The sequence below is a fragment of the Bradyrhizobium sp. 62B genome, assembly GCF_030272265.2.
In the GTDB taxonomy this organism is placed as follows: domain Bacteria; phylum Pseudomonadota; class Alphaproteobacteria; order Rhizobiales; family Xanthobacteraceae; genus Bradyrhizobium.
Genome location: NZ_CP092841.2, coordinates 5,084,154 through 5,108,473, shown reverse-complemented (window position 1 = coordinate 5,108,473; position 24,320 = coordinate 5,084,154). Strand labels below are relative to the sequence as shown.

At 61.5% G+C, this 24,320-nt stretch carries 17 protein-coding genes and 2 pseudogenes; 12 read left to right on the top strand and 7 right to left on the bottom strand.

What is annotated here, in order from left to right; genetic code table 11:
* Positions 1-339: 339 nt before the first annotated feature.
* From ML401_RS24290 to ML401_RS24280, 3 genes are all read right to left on the bottom strand, one after another.
* Positions 340-768, bottom strand: coding sequence for a heme-binding protein (locus tag ML401_RS24290; protein ID WP_285807172.1), 429 nt, complete (start codon positions 766-768; stop codon positions 340-342).
* Complete coding sequence (locus ML401_RS24285; protein ID WP_285807171.1) at positions 761-3,736, bottom strand: FAD-binding and (Fe-S)-binding domain-containing protein; 2,976 nt, start codon at positions 3,734-3,736, stop codon at positions 761-763. Before ML401_RS24285 ends, ML401_RS24290 begins: the two co-directional genes overlap by 8 nt.
* Positions 3,737-3,840: 104 nt before the next feature.
* A complete protein-coding gene (locus ML401_RS24280) occupies positions 3,841-4,590 on the bottom strand; it encodes a GntR family transcriptional regulator (RefSeq protein WP_285807170.1) in 750 nt (249 codons plus the stop codon).
* 133 nt (positions 4,591-4,723) lie between these two features.
* Between ML401_RS24280 and ML401_RS24275 the strand changes: the two genes are divergently transcribed.
* The 4 genes and pseudogenes from ML401_RS24275 (at position 4,724) to ML401_RS24260 (ending at position 9,517) form a co-directional block, all read left to right on the top strand.
* Positions 4,724-5,917: a pyridoxal-phosphate-dependent aminotransferase family protein gene (locus ML401_RS24275; RefSeq protein WP_376717295.1), complete on the top strand. Its 1,194-nt coding sequence runs from the start codon at positions 4,724-4,726 to the stop codon at positions 5,915-5,917.
* Between the two features lie 138 nt (positions 5,918-6,055).
* Positions 6,056-7,254: pseudogene (locus ML401_RS24270) on the top strand (MFS transporter).
* A gap of 241 nt (positions 7,255-7,495) precedes the next feature.
* Positions 7,496-8,695 (top strand): alanine--glyoxylate aminotransferase family protein, encoded by a 1,200-nt coding sequence (locus tag ML401_RS24265; RefSeq protein WP_194403424.1) that lies wholly within the window; start codon positions 7,496-7,498, stop codon positions 8,693-8,695.
* Positions 8,696-8,719: 24 nt separating this feature from the next.
* Positions 8,720-9,517, top strand: coding sequence for an enoyl-CoA hydratase/isomerase family protein (locus tag ML401_RS24260; RefSeq protein WP_285807168.1), 798 nt, complete (start codon positions 8,720-8,722; stop codon positions 9,515-9,517).
* A 383-nt stretch (positions 9,518-9,900) separates the two neighbouring features.
* On the opposite strand, the gene ML401_RS24255 is transcribed toward ML401_RS24260, so the two are convergent.
* Together ML401_RS24255 and ML401_RS24250 are read right to left on the bottom strand one after the other, a co-directional pair.
* Positions 9,901-10,395, bottom strand: coding sequence for a hypothetical protein (locus ML401_RS24255; protein WP_285807167.1), 495 nt, complete (start codon positions 10,393-10,395; stop codon positions 9,901-9,903).
* 255 nt (positions 10,396-10,650) lie between these two features.
* On the bottom strand, positions 10,651-11,004 hold the full coding sequence (locus ML401_RS24250) for a hypothetical protein (RefSeq protein ID WP_285807166.1): 354 nt from the start codon (positions 11,002-11,004) through the stop codon (positions 10,651-10,653).
* A gap of 304 nt (positions 11,005-11,308) precedes the next feature.
* Between ML401_RS24250 and ML401_RS24245 the strand changes: the two genes are divergently transcribed.
* From ML401_RS24245 to ML401_RS24230, 4 genes are all read left to right on the top strand, one after another.
* Positions 11,309-12,283 carry a tripartite tricarboxylate transporter substrate binding protein gene (locus ML401_RS24245; RefSeq protein WP_285807165.1) on the top strand — a complete coding sequence of 325 codons (975 nt, stop codon included), beginning with the start codon at positions 11,309-11,311 and terminating at the stop codon, positions 12,281-12,283.
* A gap of 200 nt (positions 12,284-12,483) precedes the next feature.
* Positions 12,484-13,026, top strand: a complete 543-nt coding sequence (locus ML401_RS24240; protein WP_285807164.1) for a tripartite tricarboxylate transporter TctB family protein — start codon at positions 12,484-12,486, stop codon at positions 13,024-13,026.
* Positions 13,027-13,038: 12 nt separating this feature from the next.
* On the top strand, positions 13,039-14,535 hold the full coding sequence (locus ML401_RS24235) for a tripartite tricarboxylate transporter permease (protein ID WP_285807163.1): 1,497 nt from the start codon (positions 13,039-13,041) through the stop codon (positions 14,533-14,535).
* 929 nt (positions 14,536-15,464) lie between these two features.
* Positions 15,465-16,367, top strand: a complete 903-nt coding sequence (locus ML401_RS24230; RefSeq protein WP_285807162.1) for an outer membrane protein — start codon at positions 15,465-15,467, stop codon at positions 16,365-16,367.
* A 66-nt stretch (positions 16,368-16,433) separates the two neighbouring features.
* Here ML401_RS24230 and ML401_RS24225 read toward each other — a convergent pair whose 3' ends face one another.
* Together ML401_RS24225 and ML401_RS24220 are read right to left on the bottom strand one after the other, a co-directional pair.
* Positions 16,434-17,627 (bottom strand): CaiB/BaiF CoA-transferase family protein, encoded by a 1,194-nt coding sequence (locus ML401_RS24225; protein ID WP_285807161.1) that lies wholly within the window; start codon positions 17,625-17,627, stop codon positions 16,434-16,436.
* Positions 17,628-18,078: 451 nt separating this feature from the next.
* On the bottom strand, positions 18,079-18,381 hold the full coding sequence (locus tag ML401_RS24220) for a hypothetical protein (RefSeq protein ID WP_285807160.1): 303 nt from the start codon (positions 18,379-18,381) through the stop codon (positions 18,079-18,081).
* A gap of 199 nt (positions 18,382-18,580) precedes the next feature.
* Between ML401_RS24220 and ML401_RS24215 the strand changes: the two are divergent.
* The 4 genes and pseudogenes from ML401_RS24215 to ML401_RS24200 form a co-directional block, all read left to right on the top strand.
* Positions 18,581-19,829, top strand: a pseudogene (locus tag ML401_RS24215) (M10 family metallopeptidase); the annotation flags it as partial.
* A 764-nt stretch (positions 19,830-20,593) separates the two neighbouring features.
* The gene (locus tag ML401_RS24210) at positions 20,594-22,726 is read left to right on the top strand and encodes a hypothetical protein (RefSeq protein WP_285807159.1); all 2,133 of its coding nucleotides are present in this window, start codon (positions 20,594-20,596) and stop codon (positions 22,724-22,726) included.
* Positions 22,702-23,166: an acyltransferase gene (locus ML401_RS24205; protein WP_285807158.1), complete on the top strand. Its 465-nt coding sequence runs from the start codon at positions 22,702-22,704 to the stop codon at positions 23,164-23,166. Before ML401_RS24210 ends, ML401_RS24205 begins: the two co-directional genes overlap by 25 nt.
* Positions 23,163-24,260: a DegT/DnrJ/EryC1/StrS aminotransferase family protein gene (locus tag ML401_RS24200; protein WP_285807157.1), complete on the top strand. Its 1,098-nt coding sequence runs from the start codon at positions 23,163-23,165 to the stop codon at positions 24,258-24,260. The genes ML401_RS24205 and ML401_RS24200 overlap by 4 nt, the downstream gene beginning before the upstream one ends.
* Positions 24,261-24,320 lie beyond the last annotated feature (60 nt).

Sequence of the window (24,320 nt, the reverse complement as noted above, 5' to 3'; positions counted from 1 at the left end):
ATCGCCCTCCGCAAAACGATCCCGCGATATGCTGCGACGCCATCGCTGTATCAAGCACACGCAGAAAGCCGATGACGCAGTAAGATTAATCAACTAGCAGATCGGTACACGCATCCTTTGCAATCTATGAATAGAGGCGCCACCGTCGGCAGCCGAAACTGAGGAGCGGATTCGAATAGCACCTGAGACTCCGATGCGTGCAAACTCGTTCGTGAGGTCGTGAAGTCGTATTACAGATCCCGATCGAGCGGATGCTGCGGCTGCCAAGCTCTCGCTGTCCGAACTATCAACGGTCGCCGAACGTCCGGGAGCAATCATTGAAGACCGAATGAATTTCTACTAACCCGCATTGGCCTTAAGGCCGATAGCCCGGATGCCGGCGATTGCGCAAGCCTCGTCATTGTCCGAAGTATCGCCAGAGACGCCGACGGCGCTGAACAGGGTGGTGCCGTCCATGATCAGCACGCCGCCGGGGACCGGCACGAGCGCGCCCTTGGCAATCGTGTTCACGGCGTCGATGAAATAGGCCTGCTCCTGGGCGCGTTGGAACAGCGCGCGCGAGCCCATGCCCATGGCCAGCGCGCCATAGGCCTTGCCGTGGGCGATTTCGGCGCGCATCAGGCTGGTGCCGTCCTGCGCGGCGGCGAGCTTGAGCACGCCGCGGGCGTCGAGGATGGTGACGACCAGCGGCTTCAGCTTGAGTTCGCCGGCTTTCGCGAGGGCGGCGTCGAGGATCTTGCGGGCAACTTCGAGCGTGAGGTCAACCATGGCTGGGTTCCTTTGCAGTGGTGGAAGTGGAATTGGGCTCGGCGCGCTCGAGGCTCAGCGCCAGCACGCGTGCGACGTGGAGCGCCTCGCGCCCCGTGCCGTGGTGAATCTGGTGGCGGCAGGATGTGCCGTCGGCAACGACGAGCGTCGTCTCGCTTGCGCGCCGCACGGCGGGCAGCAGCGACAGTTCGGCCATCTCGATCGAGGCATCATAGGTGTCGGCGCCATAGCCGAAGGCGCCGGCCATGCCGCAGCAGCTCGACTCGATGGTTTGGACCTCGAGGCCGGGAACGAGCCGGAGCACCTGCTCGACCGGCTTGAAGGCGCCGAAGGATTTTTGGTGACAATGGCCGTGTACCACGGCCTTGTCGGTGACGCTGCCGAGCGGCAGTTGCAGCCGGCCGGCTTCGGCCTCGCGCACCAGAAATTCCTCGAAGGTCAGCGCATGTGCGCCGATCGCCTTGGCGTCATCATCCCTACGCAGCGAGGCGAGTTCGTCACGCAGCGTCAAGAGGCAGCTCGGCTCCAGCCCGACGATCGGCACGCCGCGCGCGGCGAAGGGCGCGAAGGCGGTCACGAGCCGGTCGAGCTCGGCTCTGGCCTCGTCGACGAGCCCTGCGGACAGGAAGGTGCGGCCGCAGCACAGCGGGCGGCTGCCCTTGGCCGGCTTCGGCAGATGAACGCGATAGCCGCCGGCTGCGAGCACGCGTAGCGCCGCGTCGAGGTTCTCGCGCTCGTAGATGCGATTGAAGGTGTCGGCGAACAGCACGACCTCGCGTCCGTTCTCCGGCCCGACCGCGTCCGCCGGCGGCACGAACACGTCGCTCCGGAAGGCGGGCAGGGCGCGGCGGGCGCTGATGCCGGCAAAGCGTTCGAACAGCTTTCGCAGCAGCGGGCTGCGGTTGCGCAAATTCGCCAGCGGCGCGAAGCGCGCGGCGAGGCCGGCATAGCGCGGGAGATAGCCGACCAGGCGGTCGCGCAGCGTCAGTCCGCGAGAGGCCGCGCGCGCGGCGAGCACTTCGATCTTCATCTTGGCCATGTCGACGCCAACAGGGCATTCATGGCGGCAGGCCTTGCAGGAGACGCAGAGCTTCAGCGTCTCCATCATCTCGTCGGAAGACAGCGCATCGGGCCCGAGCTGGCCGGAGATCGCAAGGCGCAGCGTGTTGGCGCGACCTCGCGTGACGTCCTTCTCGTTGCGCGTGGCGCGATAGGACGGGCACATCACGCCGCCCTCGAGCTTGCGGCAGGCGCCGTTGTTGTTGCACATCTCGACCGCGCCCTGGAAACCGCCGCCGGCGCCGGGATAGGCAGACCAGTCGAGTTTTGTCTTCAACTCACCGACGCGATAGTCCGGATTGAAGCGGAACAGCGAGCGGTCGTCCATTTTGGGCGCATCGACGATCTTGCCGGGATTGAGCACGCCCTCAGGATCGAAGCGCTGCTTCACTTCCTTGAAGTCCGCGACGAGGCGCTCGCCGAACATCGTCTCGTGGAATTCGGAACGCACCAGGCCGTCGCCGTGCTCGCCGGAATGCGAGCCCTTGTATTCGCGCACCAGCGCGAAAGCCTCCTCGGCGATGGCGCGCATCGCCTTGACGTCCCTCTCCAGCTTCAAATTCAGCACGGGCCGCACATGCAGGCAGCCCTCGGAGGCGTGCGCATACATGGTGCCGCTGGTGCCGTGCTTGGCAAACACCTCGTTCAGGCGCTGCGTGTAGTCGGCCAGATGCGGCAGCGGCACCGCGCAGTCCTCGACGAAGGAGACCGGCTTGCCCTCCTGCTTCATCGACATCATGACATTGAGGCCGGCAGCGCGGAAATCGGCGATGCCGCTCTGCAGCGCGGGCTCGGTGATCTCGACCACGCCGCCCCATTTGCGCGTGTCGTTGGTCCAGCCGAAGCCGAGATCGCCCATCAATTCGCCGAGCTGCTTCAGGCGCGCCAGATTGTCGGCCTGGTTCTCCTCGGCGAATTCCACGACGAGCACCGCGTCCGGATCGTCCTTGATCGCGGCATTGATGATCGGCTTGAACATCGCGATATCGCGGCCGAGCGCGATCATGGTGCGGTCGACCAGCTCGACCGCGATCGGCTTCAGCTTGACCAGATGCTGGGCCGCGTCCATCGCCTCGTAGAAACTGCCGAAATGGCAGACGCCGAGCGCCTTGTTGCGGATCACAGGCCACAGCTTCAGCTCGACCTTGGTGGTGAAGGCGAGGGTGCCCTCGGAGCCGACCAGAAGATGCGCCATGTTGTTGCGCGCGTTGCGCGGCGTGAGCGCATCGAGATTGTAGCCGCCGACCCGGCGCTGCACCTTCGGAAAGCGCGCCGCGATCTCTTCGGCCTCGCGGGACCCGAGATCGAGCATGTCGCGGAACAGGGCGCGTGCGCTGTCGCTCGCATCGAGATCGGAGAGGTCGCGCGAGACCTCGCCAAAACGGCTCAGCGTGCCGTCGGCGAGCGAGGCTTCCATCGACAGCGTGTTGTCGCGCATGGTGCCGTAGCGAAGCGAGCGGCCGCCGCAGGAATTGTTGCCGGCCATGCCGCCGATGGTGGCGCGGGAAGCCGTGGAGACGTCGACCGGAAACCACAGGCCGTGCTTTTTCAGTTGCCGATTGAGGTCGTCGAGGACGATGCCGGGCTCCACCACGCAGGTGCGGCCCTCGACGTCGAGCGACAGGATGCGGTTGAGGTGTTTTGAGAGATCGACCACGAGCCCGTCATTGACGGTCTGGCCGCATTGCGAGGTGCCGCCGCCGCGCGGGGTAACCTTCAGCCCCGCGTCGCGGGCAATCGCCAGCGCCCGCAGGGCCTCCTCCATGGTCCTGGGCACCACCACGCCCGACGGCACGATCTGGTAGAACGAGGCGTCGGTGGCGTAGCGGCCGCGGCTGAAGGGGTCGAACAGGACGTCGCCGGTCAATTCTGACCGCAGGCGCCGTTCGAGCGAGGAGGCGTTTGTCATCCCTGATCCCGGACTGATCCAGTTAAGGCTCAGCCTTGCTGAGTTATTCATTATCGTCCCTGATCGATTATATTATGAATTCAAAATGAGCAAGCCGGCTGCCCTTAAGGCGCCGCCGGTGCATCTTCGTGGGGCTCGATCAGGTGCTCGATCGCGGCCGTCCGCTTGTTGCGCAGGTGCTGGAACAGGATGTCGCTGAGCTCGCTGGCGGCGCGGCGACGCAGCGCATCGAGGATGGCCTCGTGCTCGCGCATCGCCTCCGCCCAGCGTTGCCGCTTGCGGGCAAAATTGGCGGAGTAGCGGACGCGGCGAATTCTCCCCGCGAAATTCGAGTAGGCGGTCTTCAACGTCTCGTTGCGCGCGGCCGCGACGATGCTCTCGTGGATGCGCTGGTTGGTCTGGAAATAGCCGTGCATGTCGCGGTGCAGGTAGTGGCCGTACATCTCGTAATGCAATTGCTCGACCGCGACGATTTCCGCATCCGTAATGGCCTCGCAGGCGAGCCGTCCGGCAAGGCTCTCCAGTCCTGCCATGACGTCGAATAGCTCCTCGATGTCGCGCTGGCTGAGCTGGCGCACCCGTGCGCCGCGGTTCGGCAAGAGCTCGATCAGGCCCTCGGCGGCAAGCACTTTCAGCGCCTCGCGCAGCGGCGTGCGGGAGATGCCGAGCATCTCGCAGAGTTGCCGCTCGGGAACGCGGGCTCCTTCCGGGATGTTGCCCTCGACCACGTAGTCGCGCAGCCGCAGCAGGATCTCGCCATGGAGCGAGGCCTCGGGACGGTTTTCCTGGCGGTCGCCGCCATCTGCGCCGGGCGGCGCGATCGGAACCCCGGTGTCGGAAATCGTGGATTTCATTTGCAGCACAATAGTTTGCCCGTTTGGTCGCGTCGACGTCCACAATCGAATACCAAATTTAGATTGAAAGGACAAAAAATGAATGCAAAATAGTCTCCAAAGCCGGCCAAGATCCGCCGCCAGGGAGGTTTTCATGCATCAGGGACGCCATTTCCTTCAGATTCCGGGCCCGAGCCCGGTCCCCGAGCGCGTCCTGCGCGCCATGGACATGCCGGTCATCGACCACCGCAGCGCGGAGTTCGGCGAGCTCGGCCGCATCGTGCTCGAAGGCAGCCAGAAGATCTTCCAGACCAAAGGGCCGGTCGTGATCTTCCCCTCCTCGGGCACCGGCGCCTGGGAGGCCGCGATCGTCAACACGCTGTCGCCGGGGGACAAGGTGCTGATGGTCGAGACCGGCCATTTCGCGACGCTGTGGCGGCAGATGGCGGGTCGCTTCGGCATCGAGGTCGACTTCGTCCCAGGCGACTGGCGCCGCGGCGCCGATCCCGCATTGATCGAGGCAAGGCTCACTGAGGACACTGCGCAGGCGATCAAGGCCGTCATGGTCGTGCACAACGAGACCTCGACCAGCCGCATCGCCGAGATCCGTGCCGCGATCGACCGCACAGGCCATCCGGCGCTCTTGATGGTCGACACCATTTCCTCGCTCGGCTCGGTCGACTACCGCCACGACGAGTGGAAGGTCGATGTCAGCGTCAGCTGCTCGCAGAAGGGTTTCATGCTGCCGCCCGGCCTCGGCTTCAATGCGATCTCGCAGAAGGCGCTTGCTGCGGCGAAGAGCAACAAGATGCCGCGCTCCTATTTCGACTGGGAGGAGATGCTCAAGCCCAACGCAAAAGGCTTCTTCCCCTACACGCCCGCAACCAATCTGCTCTACGGCCTGCGCGAGGCGATCGCGATGCTGCTCGAGGAGGGTCTCGACAACGTGTTTGCGCGGCATCAGCGGCTTGCCGCCGCGACCCGCGCTGCCGTCAATCATTGGGGCCTCGAGGTGCTCTGCCAGGAGCCGTCGGAATTCTCGCCGGTGCTCACCGCCGTGCTGATGCCGCCCGGCCACGACGCCGACCAGTTCCGGAAGGTGGTGCTCGACAATTACAACATGTCGCTCGGCTCCGGCCTGTCGAAGGTCGCCGGAAAAGTCTTCCGTATCGGCCATCTCGGCGAATGCAACGCGCTGACGCTGCTCGGCGCGCTCACCGGCGTCGAGATGGGCCTGTCGGTCGCGGGCGTGCGGCATCGCTCCGGCGGTGTCGATGTCGCGATGAAGCTTCTGGAGCAGCGCCCGCAGGGCAATGCATCGCCTCATCTGAAAGTGGTGGGCACTTAGGCGGCGCCGGACGCGTGGCTGGAAATCACAAAAAAAGCGATCAGGGAGGGCGAGATGGGAGTTCGGTTCAAGGCCACGCATGTCGTGCTGGCGATGCTCTGCGCGATGTACTTCATCACCTATGTCGACCGGGTCAACATCGGCACGGCGGCGAGCGAAATTCAGAGGGAGCTTGGCCTCTCGAACACCCAGCTCGGCCTCGTCTTCTCCGCCTTTGCCTATCCTTATCTGCTGTTCCAGGTGATCGGCGGCTGGGTCGGCGACCGTTTCGGGCCGCGCAAGACGCTGTTCTGGTGCGGCATGATCTGGGCGGTCGCCACTATCATGACCGGCTTCGTGCACGGCCTCGTCGCGCTGTTCATTGCCCGCTTCGCGCTCGGCTTCGGCGAGGGCGCGACGTTCCCGACCGCGACGCGCGCGATGCAATACTGGACGCCGGCGAGCCGCCGCGGATTTGCGCAAGGGCTCACGCATTCCTTCGCCCGGCTCGGCAATGCGGTGACGCCGCCGGTGGTGGCGCTGCTGATCGTGTGGCTGACCTGGCGCGGCGCCTTCGTGGTGCTCGGCCTCGTCAGCCTCGTCTGGGGCGTCATCTGGGTCTGGTACTTCCGCAACGAGCCGAAGGACCATGCCTCCATCACCGAGGCGGAGCTCGCGGCGCTGCCGCCGCGCCCGACCGGCGAACGGCCGCGCGTGCCCTGGGGACTGCTCTTTGGCCGCATGTGGCCGGTGACGCTGACCATTTCTGCTACGGCTGGTGCCTGTGGCTGTACCTGAACTGGCTGCCGCTGTTCTTCAAGAACAACTACAATCTCGACATCAAAAACTCGGCGCTGTTCGCCTCGGGCGTGTTCTTCGCCGGCGTGGTCGGCGACAGCGTCGGCGGCGTGCTCTCGGACAAGATCCTCGAGCGCACCGGTAATGTCCGCCTGGCACGATTGAGCGTCACGGTCGCGGGATTTGCGGGCGCGCTCTTGTCGCTGCTGCCGATCCTGTTCGTCCACGACATCACCGTGGTGGCGCTGTGCCTGTCAGCCGGCTTCGTCTGCGCCGAGCTGGTGATCGGCCCGATGTGGTCGATCCCGATGGACATCGCCCCGAAATATTCCGGGACCGCCTCGGGAATCATGAACACCGGCTCGGCCTTCGCCGCCATCGTGTCCCCGCTGGTCGCCGGTTTCGTGATCGACGTGACCGGCAACTGGTATCTGCCGTTCCTGATGTCGATGGGCTTGCTGCTGCTCGGGGGCTTCTCCGCCTTCCTGATGCATCCGGAGCGGCCGTTCACGGAGGCCGCGGGGAGGGGGCCATCCGAAAAGATGGTGGCCGCGGAGTAGGGCGCTTTACGACTTTCAGTCATGTCCGGGCTTGTCCCGGGCAAATGGCCGGGACAAGCCCGGCCACGACGGGAGTAGCAGGCTTCGGTGTCCAAAATCCGTGATGTCATACGCCCTGGCGACGGGGGCGGCGGAGGTCCATCGCTTATGCATGGAAGGTGTCTTTAGGAGAGGGGACAAGCCGGTCAAATGGTGCTATTCGGCGGCCATCAAGATCAAGGCACAACCGGGAAGGACGCCGATGACCGTGCATACTGGAAGGCATTTCCTACAGATTCCAGGACCGACCAATGTGCCCGACCGGGTGCTGCGGGCGATGGACATGCCGACGCTGGACCATCGCGGTCCGGAGTTCGCTGAGCTCGGTTTCGCCGTCCTTGCCGCGATGCAGCGCGTGTTCCGGACCAAGCAGCCCGTGATCATCTTCCCCTCGTCCGGCACCGGCGCCTGGGAAGCGGCGATGGTCAATGTGTTCTCGCCCGGCGACAAGCTCTTGATGTGCGAGACCGGTCAGTTCGCCGTGCTGTGGCGCGGCATTGCCGACAAGTTCAAGCTCGACGTCGATTTCATCCCGAGTGACTGGCGCCATGGCGCCGACCTCGCCGAGATCGAAAAGCGCCTGACCGCCGACAAGCAGCACGCGATCAAGGCGGTCTGCGTCGTCCACAACGAGACCTCGACCGGCTGCGTGACGCCGCCGCTGGAGGTGCGCAAGCTGCTCGACCGCGTCAAGCATCCGGCGCTGCTGATGGTCGACACCATCTCCGGCCTCGGTTCGATGGAATACGAACACGATGCCTGGGGCATCGACGTCTCGGTCGCCGGCTCGCAGAAGGGCCTGATGTTGCCGCCGGGCCTCGGTTTCAACGCCGTCTCGGAAAAGGCGCTCGCCGTCGCCAAGGCCAATCCCGGCATGCGCTCCTATTGGGACTGGCAGGAAGTCATCACCTTCAACAAGCTCGGCACCTTCCCCTACACGCCCGCCACCAACCTGCTCTACGGCCTGCGCGAAGCGGTCAAGATGCTGGAAGAGGAGGGGCTGGAGAATGTCTGGTCCCGCCACAAGCGCCACAGCGCCGCCACGCGCGCCGCGGTCAAAGTCTGGGGCCTGGAGACGCAGTGCTCCGACCCCGCTGCGCACTCGCCGGCGCTAACCGGCGTGCGCGTGCCAGATGGACACGACGCCGACGCGTTCCGTAAGGTCGTGCTGGAAGCCTTCGACATGTCGCTCGGCACCGGCCTGAACAAGGTCAAGGGCAAGGTGTTCCGCATCGGCCATATCGGCCATTTCAACGATCTGATGCTGATGGGGACGCTCGCCGGCGTCGAGATGGGCCTCGATCTTGCAAAGATTCCGCACCGGAGCGGCGGCGTGCTGGCGGCCATGGACGTCCTGAAGGGACGCGACGTGGTCCCGATGACCAAGGCTCAGGTGGCCTGAACTAACCTTGAAAGTGAGCGCGCGATGAACGCACCGACGACGACGAACGAAGACCTGCTCTACTCCGTCACGGACGGCATCGCGCGGATCACCTTCAACCGCCCCCAGGCGCGCAACGCCATGACCTTCGCCATGTATGACCGCATGGCGGAGATCTGCCTTGAGATCAACGCCGACCGTTCGATCAAGGCGCTGATCCTGACCGGGGCCGGCGACAAGGCGTTCGCCTCCGGCACCGACATTTCCCAGTTCCGTGCGTTCAAGACCGCACAGGACGCACTCGACTACGAGGCGCGCATCGACCGCGTGCTTGGCACGCTCGAGCAGTGCCGCGTGCCCGTGATCGCGGCTATCGCCGGGGCCTGCACCGGCGGCGGCGCCGGGATCGCAGCCTGCTGCGACTTGCGCATCGGCACCGAGACGACGCGGATGGGCTTTCCGATCGCGCGCACGCTCGGAAACTGCCTGTCGATGTCCAACATCAGCCGCGTCGTCGCGCTGGTCGGTCCGGCCCGCACCAAGGATCTGATCTTCAAGGCGCGCCTCGTCGAAGCGCAGGAAGCGCTGTCGCTCGGCCTGCTCAACGAGATTGTGCCTGACGTCGAGACGCTGCAGCGCCGCGCGGACGAGACCGCGAAGCTCGTCGCGAGCCACGCCCCGCTCACGCTGGAAGCGACCAAGGAAGCCGTGCGCCGCATCCGCCGCACGCTGTCGCGCGAAGAGGGCGAGGACCTGATCCTGAAGGCCTATATGAGCGAGGATTTCCGCGAGGGCATGGACGCCTTCCTCAACAAGCGCGCGCCCGTCTGGAAGGGCAGGTAGGTTAGGGGGCGGCTATCTCGCCGTCCCAACAAAGTATCCGTCTGCCCCGCCGTCCTTCGTGAATCTGGGACAAACGCAAAAGCTTCCCGGCGAGCTGCGAGTTGGGCACATGACCTTTGGCGTGCCCGGGGGCAGTTCAGACGCATTCACCAGGCATTGCGATTGAGGTTTCGGCTCCTGCGGTAGGCCCTTGGCAAGCACGGTCGGACCGGTGCCGAGCAGCAACAAGCTAAGCAGGGCACTCTGAAGGAAGCTCATGCGTGGTCCCTAAACCGCAGCAAATATCTCGCCTTCAGCTCGCCCAATCAGCCTCTGGCTCGGCGCTGATAGGCCGGCTCCTAGATTGATACTGCATCAACGAACACGTGGAAGAAGCCTGCTATTCATTCCTCATACCGACAAGGATTCCGCTGCGTCTGTTTCTCGCGACATTCTTGGTAATTTGTCGCTTCATGTATCAGACGCATAGTGAACGAGCGTTCCAACTGCTCGGCGATAGTTTTGGCGCGGTTGGCAATCTTGTGCTGAGCGGCCTTTAGGACTCCTGCATGTTGGGCGCGCGCAAAAGCCCTACAGACCTCTGGGAGGAATTCTGGCGTGTATCCGAACGCCTTGGCGCCCGATTTGGTGCGGAACTCGATCTGATGGGCTGCCGTAACAAGGTCTTCGACAATAAAGGGCTCCAGATTCTGCACTTTCAAAAAAGCAGGAAGGTTGGTGCCGCTCTTGTAATATGGCCGTCCTTTAGGCGGACGAGTGCGACCAAGACCTACCATGAAGCCGCTTTGAGTAATCACACGCTGTCCGTCCTCAAGGATGGCAACTTCGATTTCAATGTCCTCAAATCGAAGGACGCCTTGATAAGTTGCCTGTGGCAAGCGTCTCGCCCAACGGGCCTCGGCGGCCTTCCGCGCAATCTCCCGTCGCTGGTCACCTGAAAGAGCGGCTGCCCTTGCAGTGCCCCCAGCAGCTCGGGCTGGAACTCCCCACTGCACCTTCCACCGCGTTCTCCGCCGTTCATGGACGTGGTTCAAAACTGCTTTTCTGCGCGTACTCATTCCTCACGAATATGGTCAGATCAGAAAATTGCAAGCGCCGCGTTGTAGCAAAATGGCTTGGTGAAGCGCCGCAATTTACGCGGCGAGCAACTCCGGATCATTGAGTACGGCCTTCACCCGTTCCGGCGACGAGCACTGCCAGGCAGCTGTACAAAAAGCTTTCAGCATCATGTCTCTGCACTTGATTTGTGGAACCGGCCGGAATGTGGCGGCGAGAGCCTGAGCAACGCTGAGTGCGTGGTAGATGTTGCGCTCCTGATAGAGCTTCGGACCAATTATGCTCCCCAGCAATCCGCCCCAGAAGTTGTGCTTGTGCGAACGGACTAAGACGCCCTTTTTGCCTACGGATATCCAGCAGGCGTCTCCGCTGTCCAATATGATAGTCGCATCGTGACCGAATTTTTCGTTGATGTAGAGCAGGCGTGGCATTGCTTCATCTCTCTAGCTTCTTCTTTCATTCGGTAATTCCGCATAATCGATGCTGCCAACCCTCTTTGAGGGGGCTGTGACCTCGTCGGGGCCCTTGGTTGCCTTCGCCGGTTCTGAGACCCGCGGCTTGCTTGTAACTCAGTTACGCGAGGCGTGTCTTACTTCAGATCTCATTCCAAAGTCATAAAGGAGGTGACGACGGATCGCTTGAACTCGGTTGGATTCGCCAGCACAATGGGGCGCCGAATTCATCTGAATTTCCAATCCGAGCAAGAACGTAGGGAAGACGCGCGTGGGACATGGAATGAAGGCCGCGCTTGCGCTGACGGCCGCGCTGTGCGGCACGCCGGCCTTTGCCGGCTGGGAGCCGGCAAAGCCGGTCGAGATCGTGGTCGCGGCCGGCGCGGGCGGTGCCTCGGACCAGATGGCGCGGATGATGCAAGCCGCGATCCAAAAGAACAATCTGATGAAGCAGCCGATCATCGTCTCGCTCAAGGGCGGCGCCTCGGGTGCGGAAGCACTGATGTACATGAAGTCCAGCGAGGGCGATCCGAACAAGGTTCTGATCGCCTATTCGTTGATCTACATGCTGCCGCTGTCGGCGAAGATCCCCTTCAACTGGCGTGAGCTGACCCCGGTCTCGGTGGTCGCGCTCGACCAGTTCGTGCTGTGGGACAACAGCGCAGGCCCCAAGACGGTGAAGGAGTTCGTCGCGGCCGCCAAGGCGGCGAGCGCGCCGTTCAAGATGGGCGGCACCGGCTCCAAGCGCGAGGATCACGTGCTGACCGTCTTCCTGGAGCAGAAGACCGGCGCGAAGTTCTCCTACCTTCCCTACAAGTCCGGCGGCGAGGCCGCGACCCAGCTGGTCGGCAACCACACCGAAGCCAACGTCAACAACCCTTCCGAAAATCTCGAGGTCTGGCGCGCGGGCCAGGTGCGTCCGCTCTGCGTGTTCGACAAGGAGCGCATCTCTTACACCATCAAGGTGACGGAGACCCAGTCCTGGGCCGACATCCCGACCTGCAAGGAGGAAGGCGTCGACGTGCAATATCTGATGCTGCGCGCGATGTTCCTGCCCGGCAAGGTGACCGCCGAGCAGCAGGCGTTCTATGTCGAGCTGTTCCACAAGGTGACCCAGACTGCCGAATACAAGGACTACATGGAGAAGCAGGCGCTGAAGCCCATCTTCCTCACCGGCAAGGACATGGTGCAGTTCCTCGAGGAGGACGACGCGCAGAACAAGTCGCTGATGACCGAAGCCGGTTTCGTCGCGAAGTAATCGTCTTCTACACCTCGCCCCGCTTGCGGGGAGAGGTCGGATCGCATCGTAAGATGCGATCCGGGTGAGGGGGACTCTCCACGAGTCCAATTCTCACCGTCCCCGTGGAGACTCCCCCTCACCCCAACCCTCTCAGCGCGAGCGAAGCTCGTGCGGCCCCGCAAGCGGGGAGGGGGGATCAGCCGCAGCGTTGTTAGCCCATGTCCCAAGCCGATCTTGAAATCGTCGTCGACGATCCGACCGCGCCTGAAGACGACTCCCCTTCCGTCGTGTCCTCCGGCACGATCGAGATCGTCGTCTGCCTCCTGCTGCTCGCGCTGGCCGTCACGCTCGGCACCGACAATTGGCGCACCGGCGCGTCCTGGGACGCAACCGGGCCCGAGCCCGGCTATTTCCCGTTCTATCTCTCCATCATCCTCGGTAGCGGCAGCCTCTACGGCCTGATCGTGGCGCTGGTCGCCCCCCGCAAGGCGGCCGAGACCTTCGTCACGCACGCGCAGGCGCGTCGCGTGATGGCAGTGTTCGTGCCGACGCTGCTGTTCTGCCTGGTGATGCAGTTCCTCGGCCTCTATGTCGCGAGCTTCCTCCTGATCGCGGGCTTTATGCGCTTGGTCGGCAAGATCGCGCTGTGGAAGTCGCTGCTCACCGCGGTCCTATTCACGGCGATCATGTTCGTCACCTTCGACGTCGCCTTCGACGTCATTATGCCGAAAGGGCCGCTCGAAGCGGCCTTCGGCCGCTAGGCGGGATTCGCGATGGAAGCCTTCGGTCTCCTGCTTCACGGCTTTGCCGTCCTGCTGACGTGGAAGACGCTCGTCCTGATGATGGTCGGGCTGGTGCTTGGTATCTTCGTTGGCGTGCTGCCGGGCCTCGGCGGTCCCAACGGCGTCGCCATCCTGTTGCCGCTGACCTTTACGATGGATCCGACCTCGGCGATCGTGATGCTGTCCTGCATCTATTGGGGCGCGCTGTTCGGTGGCGCCATCACCTCGATCCTGTTCAACATTCCCGGCGAAGCCTGGTCGGTCGCGACCACCTTCGACGGCTATCCGATGGCGCAGCAGGGCCGGGCGGCGGAGGCGCTGACCGCGGCGTTCACCTCCTCCTTTATCGGCTCGCTGGTCGCGGTGCTGCTGATCACCTTCCTTGCGCCGATGATCTCGTCCTTTGCGCTGAAGTTCGGTCCGCCCGAGTTCTTCGCGGTGTATTTGCTCACCTTCTGCTCCTTCGTCGGATTGGGACGCGAGGCCAAGCACAAGACAGTCATCTCGATGTCGCTGGGGCTGCTGCTCGCCGGCATCGGCATGGATACCGTGTCGGGCAATCTGCGCATGACCTTCGGCTCGCCGGAGTTGCTCCGCGGCATCAACTTCCTGGTCGCCGTCATCGGCCTGTTCGGCATCAGCGAGATCCTGCTGACGATGGAGGAACGCCTGGCGCTGCGCGGACATGCGGCGAGTATTTCGCTGCGCGTCCTGCTCAGCGTCTGGAAGGACTTGCCGAAATATTGGGTGACGCTGCTGCGCTCCTCCTTCATCGGCTGCTGGCTCGGCATCACCCCGGGCGGGGCGATCGCGGCTTCCTTCATGGGCTACAACCTCGCCAAGCGTTTCGCCAAGGAGCCCGAGAGCTTCGGCAAGGGCCGCATCGAAGGCGTGTTCGCGCCGGAGACGGCGGCGCATGCCTCCGGCACCTCGGCGCTGCTGCCGATGCTGGCGCTCGGCATTCCCGGCTCGGGCACCGCGGCGATACTGCTCGGCGGGCTGATGGTGTGGGGGCTCAACCCGGGACCGCTGCTGTTCGTCGAGCACAAGGACTTCGTCTGGGGCCTGATCGCTTCGATGTATCTCGGCAACGTCGTCGGCCTGGTTCTGGTGCTGACGACGGTGCCGATCTTCGCCTCGATCCTGCGCGTGCCGTTCGCCGCGGTGGCGCCGATGATCGTGGTGTCCTGCGCCATCGGCGCCTATGCGATTCAGAACGCGATGTTCGACATCTGGCTGATGCTCGGCTTCGGCGTCGTCGGCTACGTCTTCAAGAAGATCGGCATTCCCTTGGCACCGTTCACCCTGGCGCTTGTGCTCGGCAACCGCGCCGAGGATGCCTTCCGCCTGTCAATGATCGGCTCCGGCGGGACGCTGAAGGTGTTCTGGTCGAACGGCCTGGTCGGCTCGATCACGACGCTGGCGATCGTGCTGCTGTTCTGGCCGGTGATCGATCAGCTTCTCAACCGCCTAAGGCTAAGGCGATAGGGCTAAGGGCACGAACCCCGGGAAATAACGCTCGACATTGTTTCAGGCTTGCCATCGAAAGGTGGTTTGCTTAGGGGGGTGAGCTCGAGTTCTTAGTCGGTCTTCTATGTTCGATATGAAGGGACGCTACCACGCTTGGTCAGAAGCAGCGCTTCGGTTATGATCCAAAAATCTCATTCACTATGGCCTCCGCAAACCCGAATTTTGTGTTACGCGGGGGCTCGACGGGCTTGGTTGCCACCAAGGCGGGCCGTTCGCTTTTGGTGTAGATGGGCACATATGCCGTATGCCAACGAGCGATGATCTCGCCACACGTGGTACACGAGAACTGCCCCGCTTCCGGCTTGGGACATACCCTTACCCCACGCAGGTAGATGGATCGGCACACCGGGCAGACCATGTCAGACACTTTCATCGGCCATGGTGCTGTCTTCTCTTGAAAGGCATTTGGGCGACGCTATAGCAACCCGAGAAGGCGTTCAATATTTCGGCTGTTCCGTCGCTTGTTCTATGCGTCCGTCTCGCTGCTAACGCCAGTCATCGTCGTTTCTGGGAAAGCGCATACGCGGTCGCTGGTGCTGCCGTTCAATGGATGCCTCTTGCGAGTAAGGCAGCAACCGTGCCGAGGATGCCTTTCACCTGTCGAGGGCCGGTTCCGGCGCGATGCTGAAGGTGCTTTGGTCGAATGCCCCCGGTCGGTTCGAAGCACGACGTTGGCGATCGTGCGGCGGTTCTGGCCGGTGATTGTCCGCTCGCTCGGCCTTGCCGGAAGGAGCGACGGGCCAAGATGGCGGCTCAATGAAAGGCGAATTTGATCAGCGTCTTAGAGTCATTGTGTCGCCGTAGTCCAGTCGCTCACGCCTAGTGGTTGTTCCCAAATGTTGCCGTTGCGCGACAGCCTGGGCTGGCTCTGCCGCTTATGCTCCCTCATGGATTTCTTGTTTTTATGGGGTATTGTCATGAGGCGGATCGTGATGGGAATTGTAGCGGCATCGCTGGTTGGGACCAGCGCATTGGCCGCTGATCTGGCACCGAAGCCCTACGTGAAGGCTCCGGCGCTCGTCGATCCGGTCTGGAGCTGGACAGGCTTTTATGCCGGATTGAACGCCGGATACAGCTGGGGCCGCGCGGAGACGACTGTGGCGCCGATTGCACTGCCGTTTCCGGCCACGCAATTCGGCGCGTTTGGCCAGAATGTCGATGGTTGGCTGGCCGGCGGTCAGCTTGGTTACAATTGGCAGGTCGATCCGAAATGGGTCGTCGGCCTCGAAGGCGACATTCAGGCGACCGGCGAGCGGTCGTCGCGGACGGTGACCACGACAAGCGCGCGTTACGGGTCGAACATCATCGGTATCCCGGGTGGTACCGATTTCAATTCGATTGCAACATTGACCGCCAATCTTTCTTATGACCTGCAGTGGTTCGCGACGTTTCGCGGACGCGTTGGCGTCCTGTCGGATCCGCAGACCCTCTGGTATGCGACCGGTGGTCTCGCTGTCGGCGAGTTCAAATATTCGTCCGCGACAACCCTTGGAATCCGGGTCTTCGGACCGGGTCTCGGCGGCACCACCCCGCTTGGCGGCTTCAACTTTCCGATCGGGGCGGGGGCGAGCAGCACCGATACCCGGGTCGGTTGGACGGTGGGCGCGGGTGTCGAGCGCAAGTTCACCCGGCGTTGGTCGGCCAAGCTCGAATATCTCTACATGGATTTCGGGAGCAAGACTTACTTCGTCGGGACCGCCAACCAGGCGGATGTCAGCTTCCACGACCACGTGCTGCGTGCCGGCTTCAACTATGCGTTCACGCCAACGCCCGTCGTTGCAAAATACTGAGCTGTCCAGCACGGCCTGCCTTCGATGCCCGGCAATCCTGCCGGGCATTGTCGTTTCTAGCCTAGGTCACACCACCTTGGCGTCCCTGAGCTCCGCAATCTCGTCCGCACTGAGTCCGAATTCCTTCAAGACCTCGTCGGTCTGCTCGCCGAATTCCGGCGGCCGCGCCACCATCCTGCTCGGCGTGCGTGACAGCGTCACGGGCTGGCCCACCAGGCGGATATGGCGGTCTTCCTCGTTCGGCATGTCCTGGGCGATGCCGAGATGCTTGACCTGGGCGTCCTCGAACATCTGGTCGATGGCGTAGATCGGCCCGCAGGGCACCCCGGCCTCGTTGAGCTCGCGGACCCATGTCTCAGTCGACTTCGTGACGGTGCGCTTCTCAATCTCGGCGTTGAGCGCGTCGCGGTTCTTTGAGCGGGAGGGGGCGGTCGCATAGTCGGGATGGTCGTAAAGCTCCGGTGCGCCGATCGCATGCGCGCAACGTTCCCAGATCCGCCCGCCTGTCGTGGCGATGTTGATGTAGCCGTCCGAAGTCTTGAACACGCCGGTCGGGATGCTGGTCGGATGGTTGTTGCCGGCCTGCTTGGCGACCTCCTTTTCCATCAGCCAGCGCGCTGCCTGGAAGTCGAGCATGAAGATCTGGGCCTGGAGCAGCGAGGTCTGCACCCACTGGCCCTTGCCCGAGACCTCTCGTTCGAGCAGCGCGGTGAGGATGCCCATGGCGCAGAACAGGCCGGCCGTTAGGTCGGCGACGGGGATGCCGACCCGCATCGGGCCTTGGCCCGGTGCCCCCGTGATCGACATCAGCCCGCCCATCCCTTGCGCGATCTGATCGAAGCCCGGCCGCTTGTGATAGGGGCCATCCTGGCCGAACCCGGAGATGCTGCCATAGACGATGCGAGGGTTGATCTTGGCTAGGCTGTCATAGTCAATGCCGAGCTTCTCCTTCACGTCGGGTCGGAAATTCTCGACCACGACGTCTGCCTTGGCGGCGAGGCGCGTGAATACGGCGAGCCCGCGCTCGTCCTTCAAGTTCAGCGTCATGGCCCGCTTGTTGCGGTGCAGATTCTGAAAGTCGGAACCCCGCCGGGGGCCGCCCGGCTGCTCGCCGCCGGCATCCTCAGTAAGCGCGTCGATCTTGACCACATTCGCGCCCCAGTCCGCCAGTTGCCGCACGCAGGTTGGCCCAGATCGGACACGGGTCAGATCGAGCACGGTGAAGCGCGACAGGGCTTCCGAGGCATGCGGAAAGGGCATTCTGACAAACTCCTTGTTCAGCGAACGTTAAGCAGGAAAATGACATCCTAACCGTTTAGAGATGGAGAGATTCCTTGGTAAGGTTGTTCGTTGTCGCCCTCGTTGGCGTCATTTTTGCAACAGAAGCCACTGCTCAGGCGGTGCCGCCACGCTGGAACTATCAGGGATCAGCAGTGTGTCCCGAGGGCTTTGACTTCCATGCTTACCAGGGGCTGTGTATTGCCCGGGGCTATGGTACTCGTCATTACGGTGGGAATTACTATTCCGATGGACCACGCAACGGTATTCCTCCTCGTTGGAATCGTGCAGGTTCCGCCGTGTGTCCTCAAGGCTTCGACTTTCACGCCCGTCATGGCTTGTGCTTTCCGCAGTAACAAATTTCCGAGAAGCGGCTGATCTGATCGCCACCTCTTACCAATCATCTGCAGCCAAAGTTACAAGTTTTGCGCTGCTACTTTGCGACCCGATTGAGTTCCCTGCGGGCTTGGTCCGCCAAGGGATCGTCGCCGTGGCGCGCGATGAAAAGCTCAAGGGCCTCCCGCGTTCCCTTGCGGTGGGCAGCTTCGTATTCCTCTGCCACCGCAGCGACGGGATCGCGGGCCATCGGCATGGAGGGCGCACGCGACGTCATGCCGCTATGGTCCGCCTTGGCCTTCTCCACCATGACAAGCAGTCCTCCGAGGGCTTCCTGGGACAGTCCCGCAAGCGCCATCAGGGCGCCCATCAGGCCGGCCTTGAGTGAACGTCGTTTCATGAAAACCCTGCCAATAACCGGTGTTCCGGAAACGAAACCCGATGTTCGTCTCCCGTATGACTACGGAATTGATGGCTAATATAGCCTTATGGGGGGCGGCGCGAAAGCCGCTGCCCCATTTAAACCAAACGTTTAACTCTCTAGCTAGAATCATGTGTCCCCGCGGCGAATCAACCGACGCGTTGCTTTGGAGATTCAATTGGCTACCGCTGTGAACGTCAGTGCCACCAATAACGCCGAGATCGACGGTCTGCTGTCGGGCTACAAATGGACAGGCACGATCACCTACAGCTTTCCCGACGCGCCGAGCGACTATGCCAATCCCTACAGCGGCGGCGACAGTGAGCCGACCACATCGGGCTTCGCTCCGGTGCCTAGCCAGATACAGGCTGCGATCAACTACTCGATTGGATTGATCCTCAGCTACACCAACGCGGACGTCCAGTACGCGGGCACCAACGGCGCCGACATCATGATCGCGCAGTCGCCGAAGGCCAGCCCGACTGCCTACGCCTACTATCCCGGCAATTATGCGCCCGGCGGCGACGTCTGGTTCGGCACTCAATACAATTTCTCGCTGGCCAAGCTCGGCAATTATTACTTCACGACCGCGCTGCACGAGCTCGGCCATGCCTTTGGCCTCAAGCACAGCCAGGAGGCCGGCGGCCCCGCCAACGTCGCCTTGCCGAGCGCGCATGACGACAGCGAATACACCGTCATGAGCTATCGCAGCTATGTCGGCGCTTCGACCACGGGCGGCTATACCAATGAAGCCTACGGATATTCGCAGACCTATATGGCCAACGATATCCTCGCACTCCAGACCATGTACGGCGCGGACTACACGACACAGAGCGGCAACACCGTCTACACCTGGAATCCCACCACGGGGCAGGAGTTCATCAACGGCGTCGGCCAGCTCGCACCGGGCGGAGGCGTCGGCGGCTCGGCCAACCGCATCTACGAGACCGTCTGGGACGGTGGCGGCGTCGATACCTACGACCTGTCGAACTACACGACGACCCTGAGCATCAACCTCAATCCGGGTGCCTCGTCGGTCTTTTCCTCGACGCAGTTGGCCTATCTTGGCGATGGCCATTACGCCTTGGGCAACGTCTACAACGCCTATCTCTACAACGGCGACGCGCGCTCCTATATCGACAATGCCATCGGCGGGTCCGGCAACGACATCATCCTCGGCAACGCCATCGCCAATACACTGAACGGCGGCGACGGCAACGACACGATCACGGGCGGCGCGGGCAACGACACCATCGTCGGCGGATCCGGCGCCGACATGGCAGTGTACTCGGGCAGCCAAGCCAACTACACAATCTCCTACAATTTGACGACACAGACCTTCACCATCGCCGATCAGCGTCCCGGGGGACCCGACGGCATAGACACCGTAACAGGCGTAGAGAATTTTCAGTTCGCCGATAGCCGCATATCAAGTGACACATTGGCGGCCCAAGCTATGCCCGATCGCGAAGTTATGATCTACGATACCAATAATAGCCAGGCATGGACTTATCAGGTCTTCGGCTACGATTTTGAGGACCGGCTGAATCACCTCACCGTAAAGAACGACAACGGTACTTCGACCGTTACAGACTACAACTCTGCGCAGATGCATAACTTCAGAATGGCGGTGTCGCAGTACGACGGCGCAGATCATCTGACATCGGTGTCCATTTATCCCAGCAATGATGCAAATCACTCGCTTTTCGTGACCACCTATGATCCGCAGCATGTGCAGAGCTGGAAAGACGCGATCTCCGGCTATAACGCAGCTGGACAACTTGAATACGTCACCGTTGAAAAATACGATGGGACATCAGCCTACACGAAGTATTCAGGGGCGGACACAACGGTCTATAATTACGCAGCTGACGGGCATTTGGTGAGCATTGCTCATGCGGGTACGATCGTATACGTTTGAACATGGCGGCCGGACCCCGGGATTGTAAGGCTCCAGCTCACGAGGCATGAGTAGCAAGCCGGCCATCTAGTTTTACCCTCAGTGAGTGCGAGTTCTTTGTTGAAGGGCGAGCTAGATGACGGACTACGCGCCCCGCGTTTCCCATGACAGGGCTAAGAGGCTGAAGGCCGCATTGGGCGGCAGAGGTGCAAGAAAACGGCCTGCCCACAATCCGCGGCGCAAGGCAAGCGCTCGTTTCGCGACGGCGAGGCTCGACCGCCGGTCAGCTTCATGATTGAAGTCATCAAGGATTGCCATGGGGCCCGCATGGTCGACCCGATCAGCCAAGGCCTTGCCGACCGGCCGAACGATCCACCACGCCCATCTAGTCCAACGGTGCGAAACGGCCGAAGCGTCGCACGCCCGGCAGGAGGCCAGGCTGAAAGAACGTCTGCGGCTATTCGGGCAAGGGCTGACGGCGGTTCAAGCGCGAGCGCTTCGATGTCGGGAGCCGACAAATACAGGAGACAAACTGCACTTGCCACTCATGCCGCAGCTGGGCCTACTTCAAATGATTCACTCGGCGAACGAGTTCCTGGGGCAAATATGACGACGAGCAACAGTTCTATTTCTCGAGGCCAGACGCGAAGGCTTAAAATCCTTTTCTACATAGATTCAGGGGCGATGCGGGCTCATTGCCTGACTGCCGCTGAGCTGATTAGAGAGCAGCTTGCCGCAGATATCACGTTCATGATCGTTGATGCGGGCAAGTATCTCGATGAGGCGATGAAAGACTACCAAATCTATGACTATTCAAGTCTATTCAGGATTGGTCGCGGATTTGCTCGAGTCTGGCCGAGAAAAACAAGCAGAGGCTTCGGAAATCGTCTTCGCAACTTGCTGAGAAGCCGATCCCTGCAGTCGGCGCTCAGAAAAATGGGGAGTCGCCCAAAGACCGTCCAGGTGGTCCTCTTGCCCGGGCTGTTTGTATTGATGATGGCTTTTCGACTCCTCAGACTGGCGCGAAATACGCGGCGCCGAGTGCGTCAAGAATTTCACGTGAGGAAAGCATTGTGGAGCTTGTCAAGAGACCCGCGCATTGCATCGTCGTATGTGACGTTCCACGGCGCGCTGCGCTCATTGCTCGTGCTCCTCATTCTCTTTCTGCGCGATGGAATAGAGTGGATCCAAAAACCTGTGCAACGCGCACGAACGGGGCTGCGAGACGTGTTGTTTGGCCTGTTGCGAAAGACCCAAGTGGGGCAGTCGCTCCAGCAACTGCTGCGAATGCTTCTGGCCGCGAGAGGCGTGGAAAAATTTCTCCAAGTCGTACAGCCAGATTTGATCGTGCTTCCGGAGGACAATGTCGAAACGCTGTCGACAATCTTTGTAGCCAAAGGCCGAGAACTAAATATTCCCAGTATGATCATTCCATTCACCATTCCGAATCCGCTTGAGCCAGCACGCTACTATTATGATAATCCCCTATATCAAGCGCGTGGGCCAGTTGCACGGCGCCTTGTCGAGCGGCATCCCAAGTGGCGATTCCATCACGAGGGCAGGGATTTGCTTCGACAGCCTGCTATCAAGGCATCATGTCAAGAGCTTCTTGGATTATCGTCTCCTGCTCCATGGGTTTTGAACCGCGGTTATGCGGTCAGCATAGCTCTTGATAGCGAGGCGCAGCGTGATCTTTACATAAAATTGGGATTCCCCGGCGAACAGCTCAAAGTCATCGGTGATATGAACGGGGCAATGTTTCATCGCGTCAGGAAGCACAAGCAGCGATTTGTCGAAGAAATTTGCTCAAGATACGGATGGCAATCGTATCGGCCGCTGATCCTTTGTGGTTTTCCGCCCGATCAGTATGAAGGCACCGATACAAGCAGATTTGAATTTCGCGATTATAATGCGCTCATCGCGGCCTGGATGACAAGCTTTAAACTTCTCGGCAAACGGGCAAACATTCTGATCAGGCCGCATCCGCGTATTCCCCTGGAACGCCTCTCGGGCTTCGAGGGCCCGAATGTCAAAATCTCGCTTCAGCCCACCGCTGAATTAATTCCTCTCTGCGACCTCTATGTCGCATCGATATCTGCGACGATTCGATGGGCCATCGCATGTGGTGTTCCTGTGATAAATTACGATACGTACCGCTACCGCTACGACGACTACGCCTCCGCTAAAGGGGTTATTGGTGTAGAACATCTGGGAGAATTTCGGTCGCTGATGACACGTTTTGTCGACGACGAGATATTTGCGGCCGAGCTGAAGGAGCGCCAGCGCGGCGTCATGAATTATTGGGGGCAGTTGGATGACGGGACCGGTCGACGGTTGTCGGCTTTGGTCTTGGATGCCGTTGCCGGTGCCGGCCGCATCAACCCAAATAAGGAGAGGCAATGGGACTTGAGACCCGCCGAATAGGAATTGTGGATGTGACGTCCGGCGCACGGGTCGTGGTGACCGAACCTTGCAATCTTTATGGCTGCACGCTGGGTGACGACGTTTTCGTCGGTCCCTTCGTAGAGGTCCAGAAGCAGGTGATCATCGGCGCGCGGTCGCGTATTCAATCGCATTCGTTCGTCTGTGAACTCGTCACCATCGGCGAGGATTGCTTCATCGGTCATGGCGTCATGTTTATCAACGACGAATTCAGTGACGGCGGTCCGGCTCGAGGCGACAAATCGCTCTGGAAGCAGACCAGCATCGGCAACAACGTCTCGATTGGTTCGAATGCCACTATCTTGCCGGTCACGATTTGCGACGGCGCCGTGATCGGTGCCGGCGCCGTTGTCACGCGCGATATCACCGAACGGGCAATCTATGCCGGAAACCCTGCTCGCAAAATCCGGAACATCTCGTGATCAAGTTTCTCGATCTTCAGGCGCAGTATCTTTCCATCAAGGACGAGCTTGACGCCGCGGTTGCCGCGGTCATCCAGAGTTCAGCCTTCGTCGGAGGCCCGTTCGTCCCGGCATTCGAACAGGACTTTGCGAAATGGATGACAGCGTCATACTGCATCGGCGTTGGCAACGGCACCGATGCTTTGGAAATTGCCATTGAAGCCCTGGATCTGCCGGCAGGGTCCGACATCATCGTGCCAGGCAACAGCTTTATCGCGACCTCGGAGGCCGTTAGCCGCTGCGGTCACCGCGTGATCTTCGCCGACGTCGACCCGGACTGTTACACGCTCAATGCCGAAAGTGTCCGCGCCAAGCTGACGGCGCGAACGGCGGCCATCATTCCGGTCCATCTGTATGGGCATCCCTGTGACATGGCCTCACTGGAGCAGATCGCGCTGGAACGGGGTTTGCGGATTATCGAGGATTGCGCTCAGGCCCATGGGGCCGAGTTCAACGGCCGCCGGGTCGGCACGATCGGCGACGTCGGGACTTTCAGCTTTTATCCCGGGAAAAATCTCGGCGCCTACGGAGATGCCGGGGCTATCGTGACCAATGACGAGCTTCTGGCGCGGAAGATGCGGATGATCGCCAATCACGGGCGGATCGCCAAATATGACCATGAATTCGAGGGTCGCAGTTCGCGCCTCGACGGGCTGCAGGCTGCGATCCTAAGCGTCAAGCTGCGACATCTCGATCGCTGGACGGAACAGCGAATCGCGATTGCAAATCGCTATCTCAATGGTCTGCGCGACATCCCCGATCTCACGCTTCCCGTGCGCAAGAACTGGGCGCGGCAGGTCTATCATCTGTTCGTAGTGCGAACGAAAGCGCGCGATGCGCTGGCGGCGCATTTGCAAGCGAGAGGAATCCAGACCGGCGTTCACTATCCGATCGCGCTGCCGAAACTTCAGGCTTACGCATCGTTTGGCCAGGCCAACGAAGACCTCTTTGTCAACCGCAGCGACGCGCAACTGCTGAGCCTTCCGATCGGAGAGCACATGACAATGGACGACGTTGACGTCGTCGTGGATGCGATGTGGAACTTCCTGGCATAGAGAAACTATCCGTGCACGGATGAGGCCAGTCACGTGCTGGTTAAACCATAACCGTTTTTT

Excerpts from the sequence above, each read along its gene's own strand:
- ML401_RS24225 (WP_285807161.1), bottom strand. The coding sequence starts at position 17,627 with ATGCCCTTTCCGCATGCCTCGGAAGCCCTGTCGCGCTTCACCGTGCTC.
- ML401_RS24230 (WP_285807162.1), top strand. The coding sequence starts at position 15,465 with ATGGATTTCTTGTTTTTATGGGGTATTGTCATGAGGCGGATCGTGATG.
- ML401_RS24220 (WP_285807160.1), bottom strand. The coding sequence starts at position 18,381 with ATGAAACGACGTTCACTCAAGGCCGGCCTGATGGGCGCCCTGATGGCG.
- ML401_RS24235 (WP_285807163.1), top strand. The coding sequence starts at position 13,039 with ATGGAAGCCTTCGGTCTCCTGCTTCACGGCTTTGCCGTCCTGCTGACG.
- ML401_RS24205 (WP_285807158.1), top strand. The coding sequence starts at position 22,702 with ATGGGACTTGAGACCCGCCGAATAGGAATTGTGGATGTGACGTCCGGC.
- ML401_RS24240 (WP_285807164.1), top strand. The coding sequence starts at position 12,484 with ATGTCCCAAGCCGATCTTGAAATCGTCGTCGACGATCCGACCGCGCCT.
- ML401_RS24260 (WP_285807168.1), top strand. The coding sequence starts at position 8,720 with ATGAACGCACCGACGACGACGAACGAAGACCTGCTCTACTCCGTCACG.
- ML401_RS24250 (WP_285807166.1), bottom strand. The coding sequence starts at position 11,004 with ATGCCACGCCTGCTCTACATCAACGAAAAATTCGGTCACGATGCGACT.
- ML401_RS24290 (WP_285807172.1), bottom strand. The coding sequence starts at position 768 with ATGGTTGACCTCACGCTCGAAGTTGCCCGCAAGATCCTCGACGCCGCC.
- ML401_RS24280 (WP_285807170.1), bottom strand. The coding sequence starts at position 4,590 with ATGAAATCCACGATTTCCGACACCGGGGTTCCGATCGCGCCGCCCGGC.
- ML401_RS24210 (WP_285807159.1), top strand. The coding sequence starts at position 20,594 with ATGATTGAAGTCATCAAGGATTGCCATGGGGCCCGCATGGTCGACCCG.
- ML401_RS24245 (WP_285807165.1), top strand. The coding sequence starts at position 11,309 with ATGAAGGCCGCGCTTGCGCTGACGGCCGCGCTGTGCGGCACGCCGGCC.
- ML401_RS24285 (WP_285807171.1), bottom strand. The coding sequence starts at position 3,736 with ATGACAAACGCCTCCTCGCTCGAACGGCGCCTGCGGTCAGAATTGACC.
- ML401_RS24265 (WP_194403424.1), top strand. The coding sequence starts at position 7,496 with ATGACCGTGCATACTGGAAGGCATTTCCTACAGATTCCAGGACCGACC.
- ML401_RS24275 (WP_376717295.1), top strand. The coding sequence starts at position 4,724 with ATGCATCAGGGACGCCATTTCCTTCAGATTCCGGGCCCGAGCCCGGTC.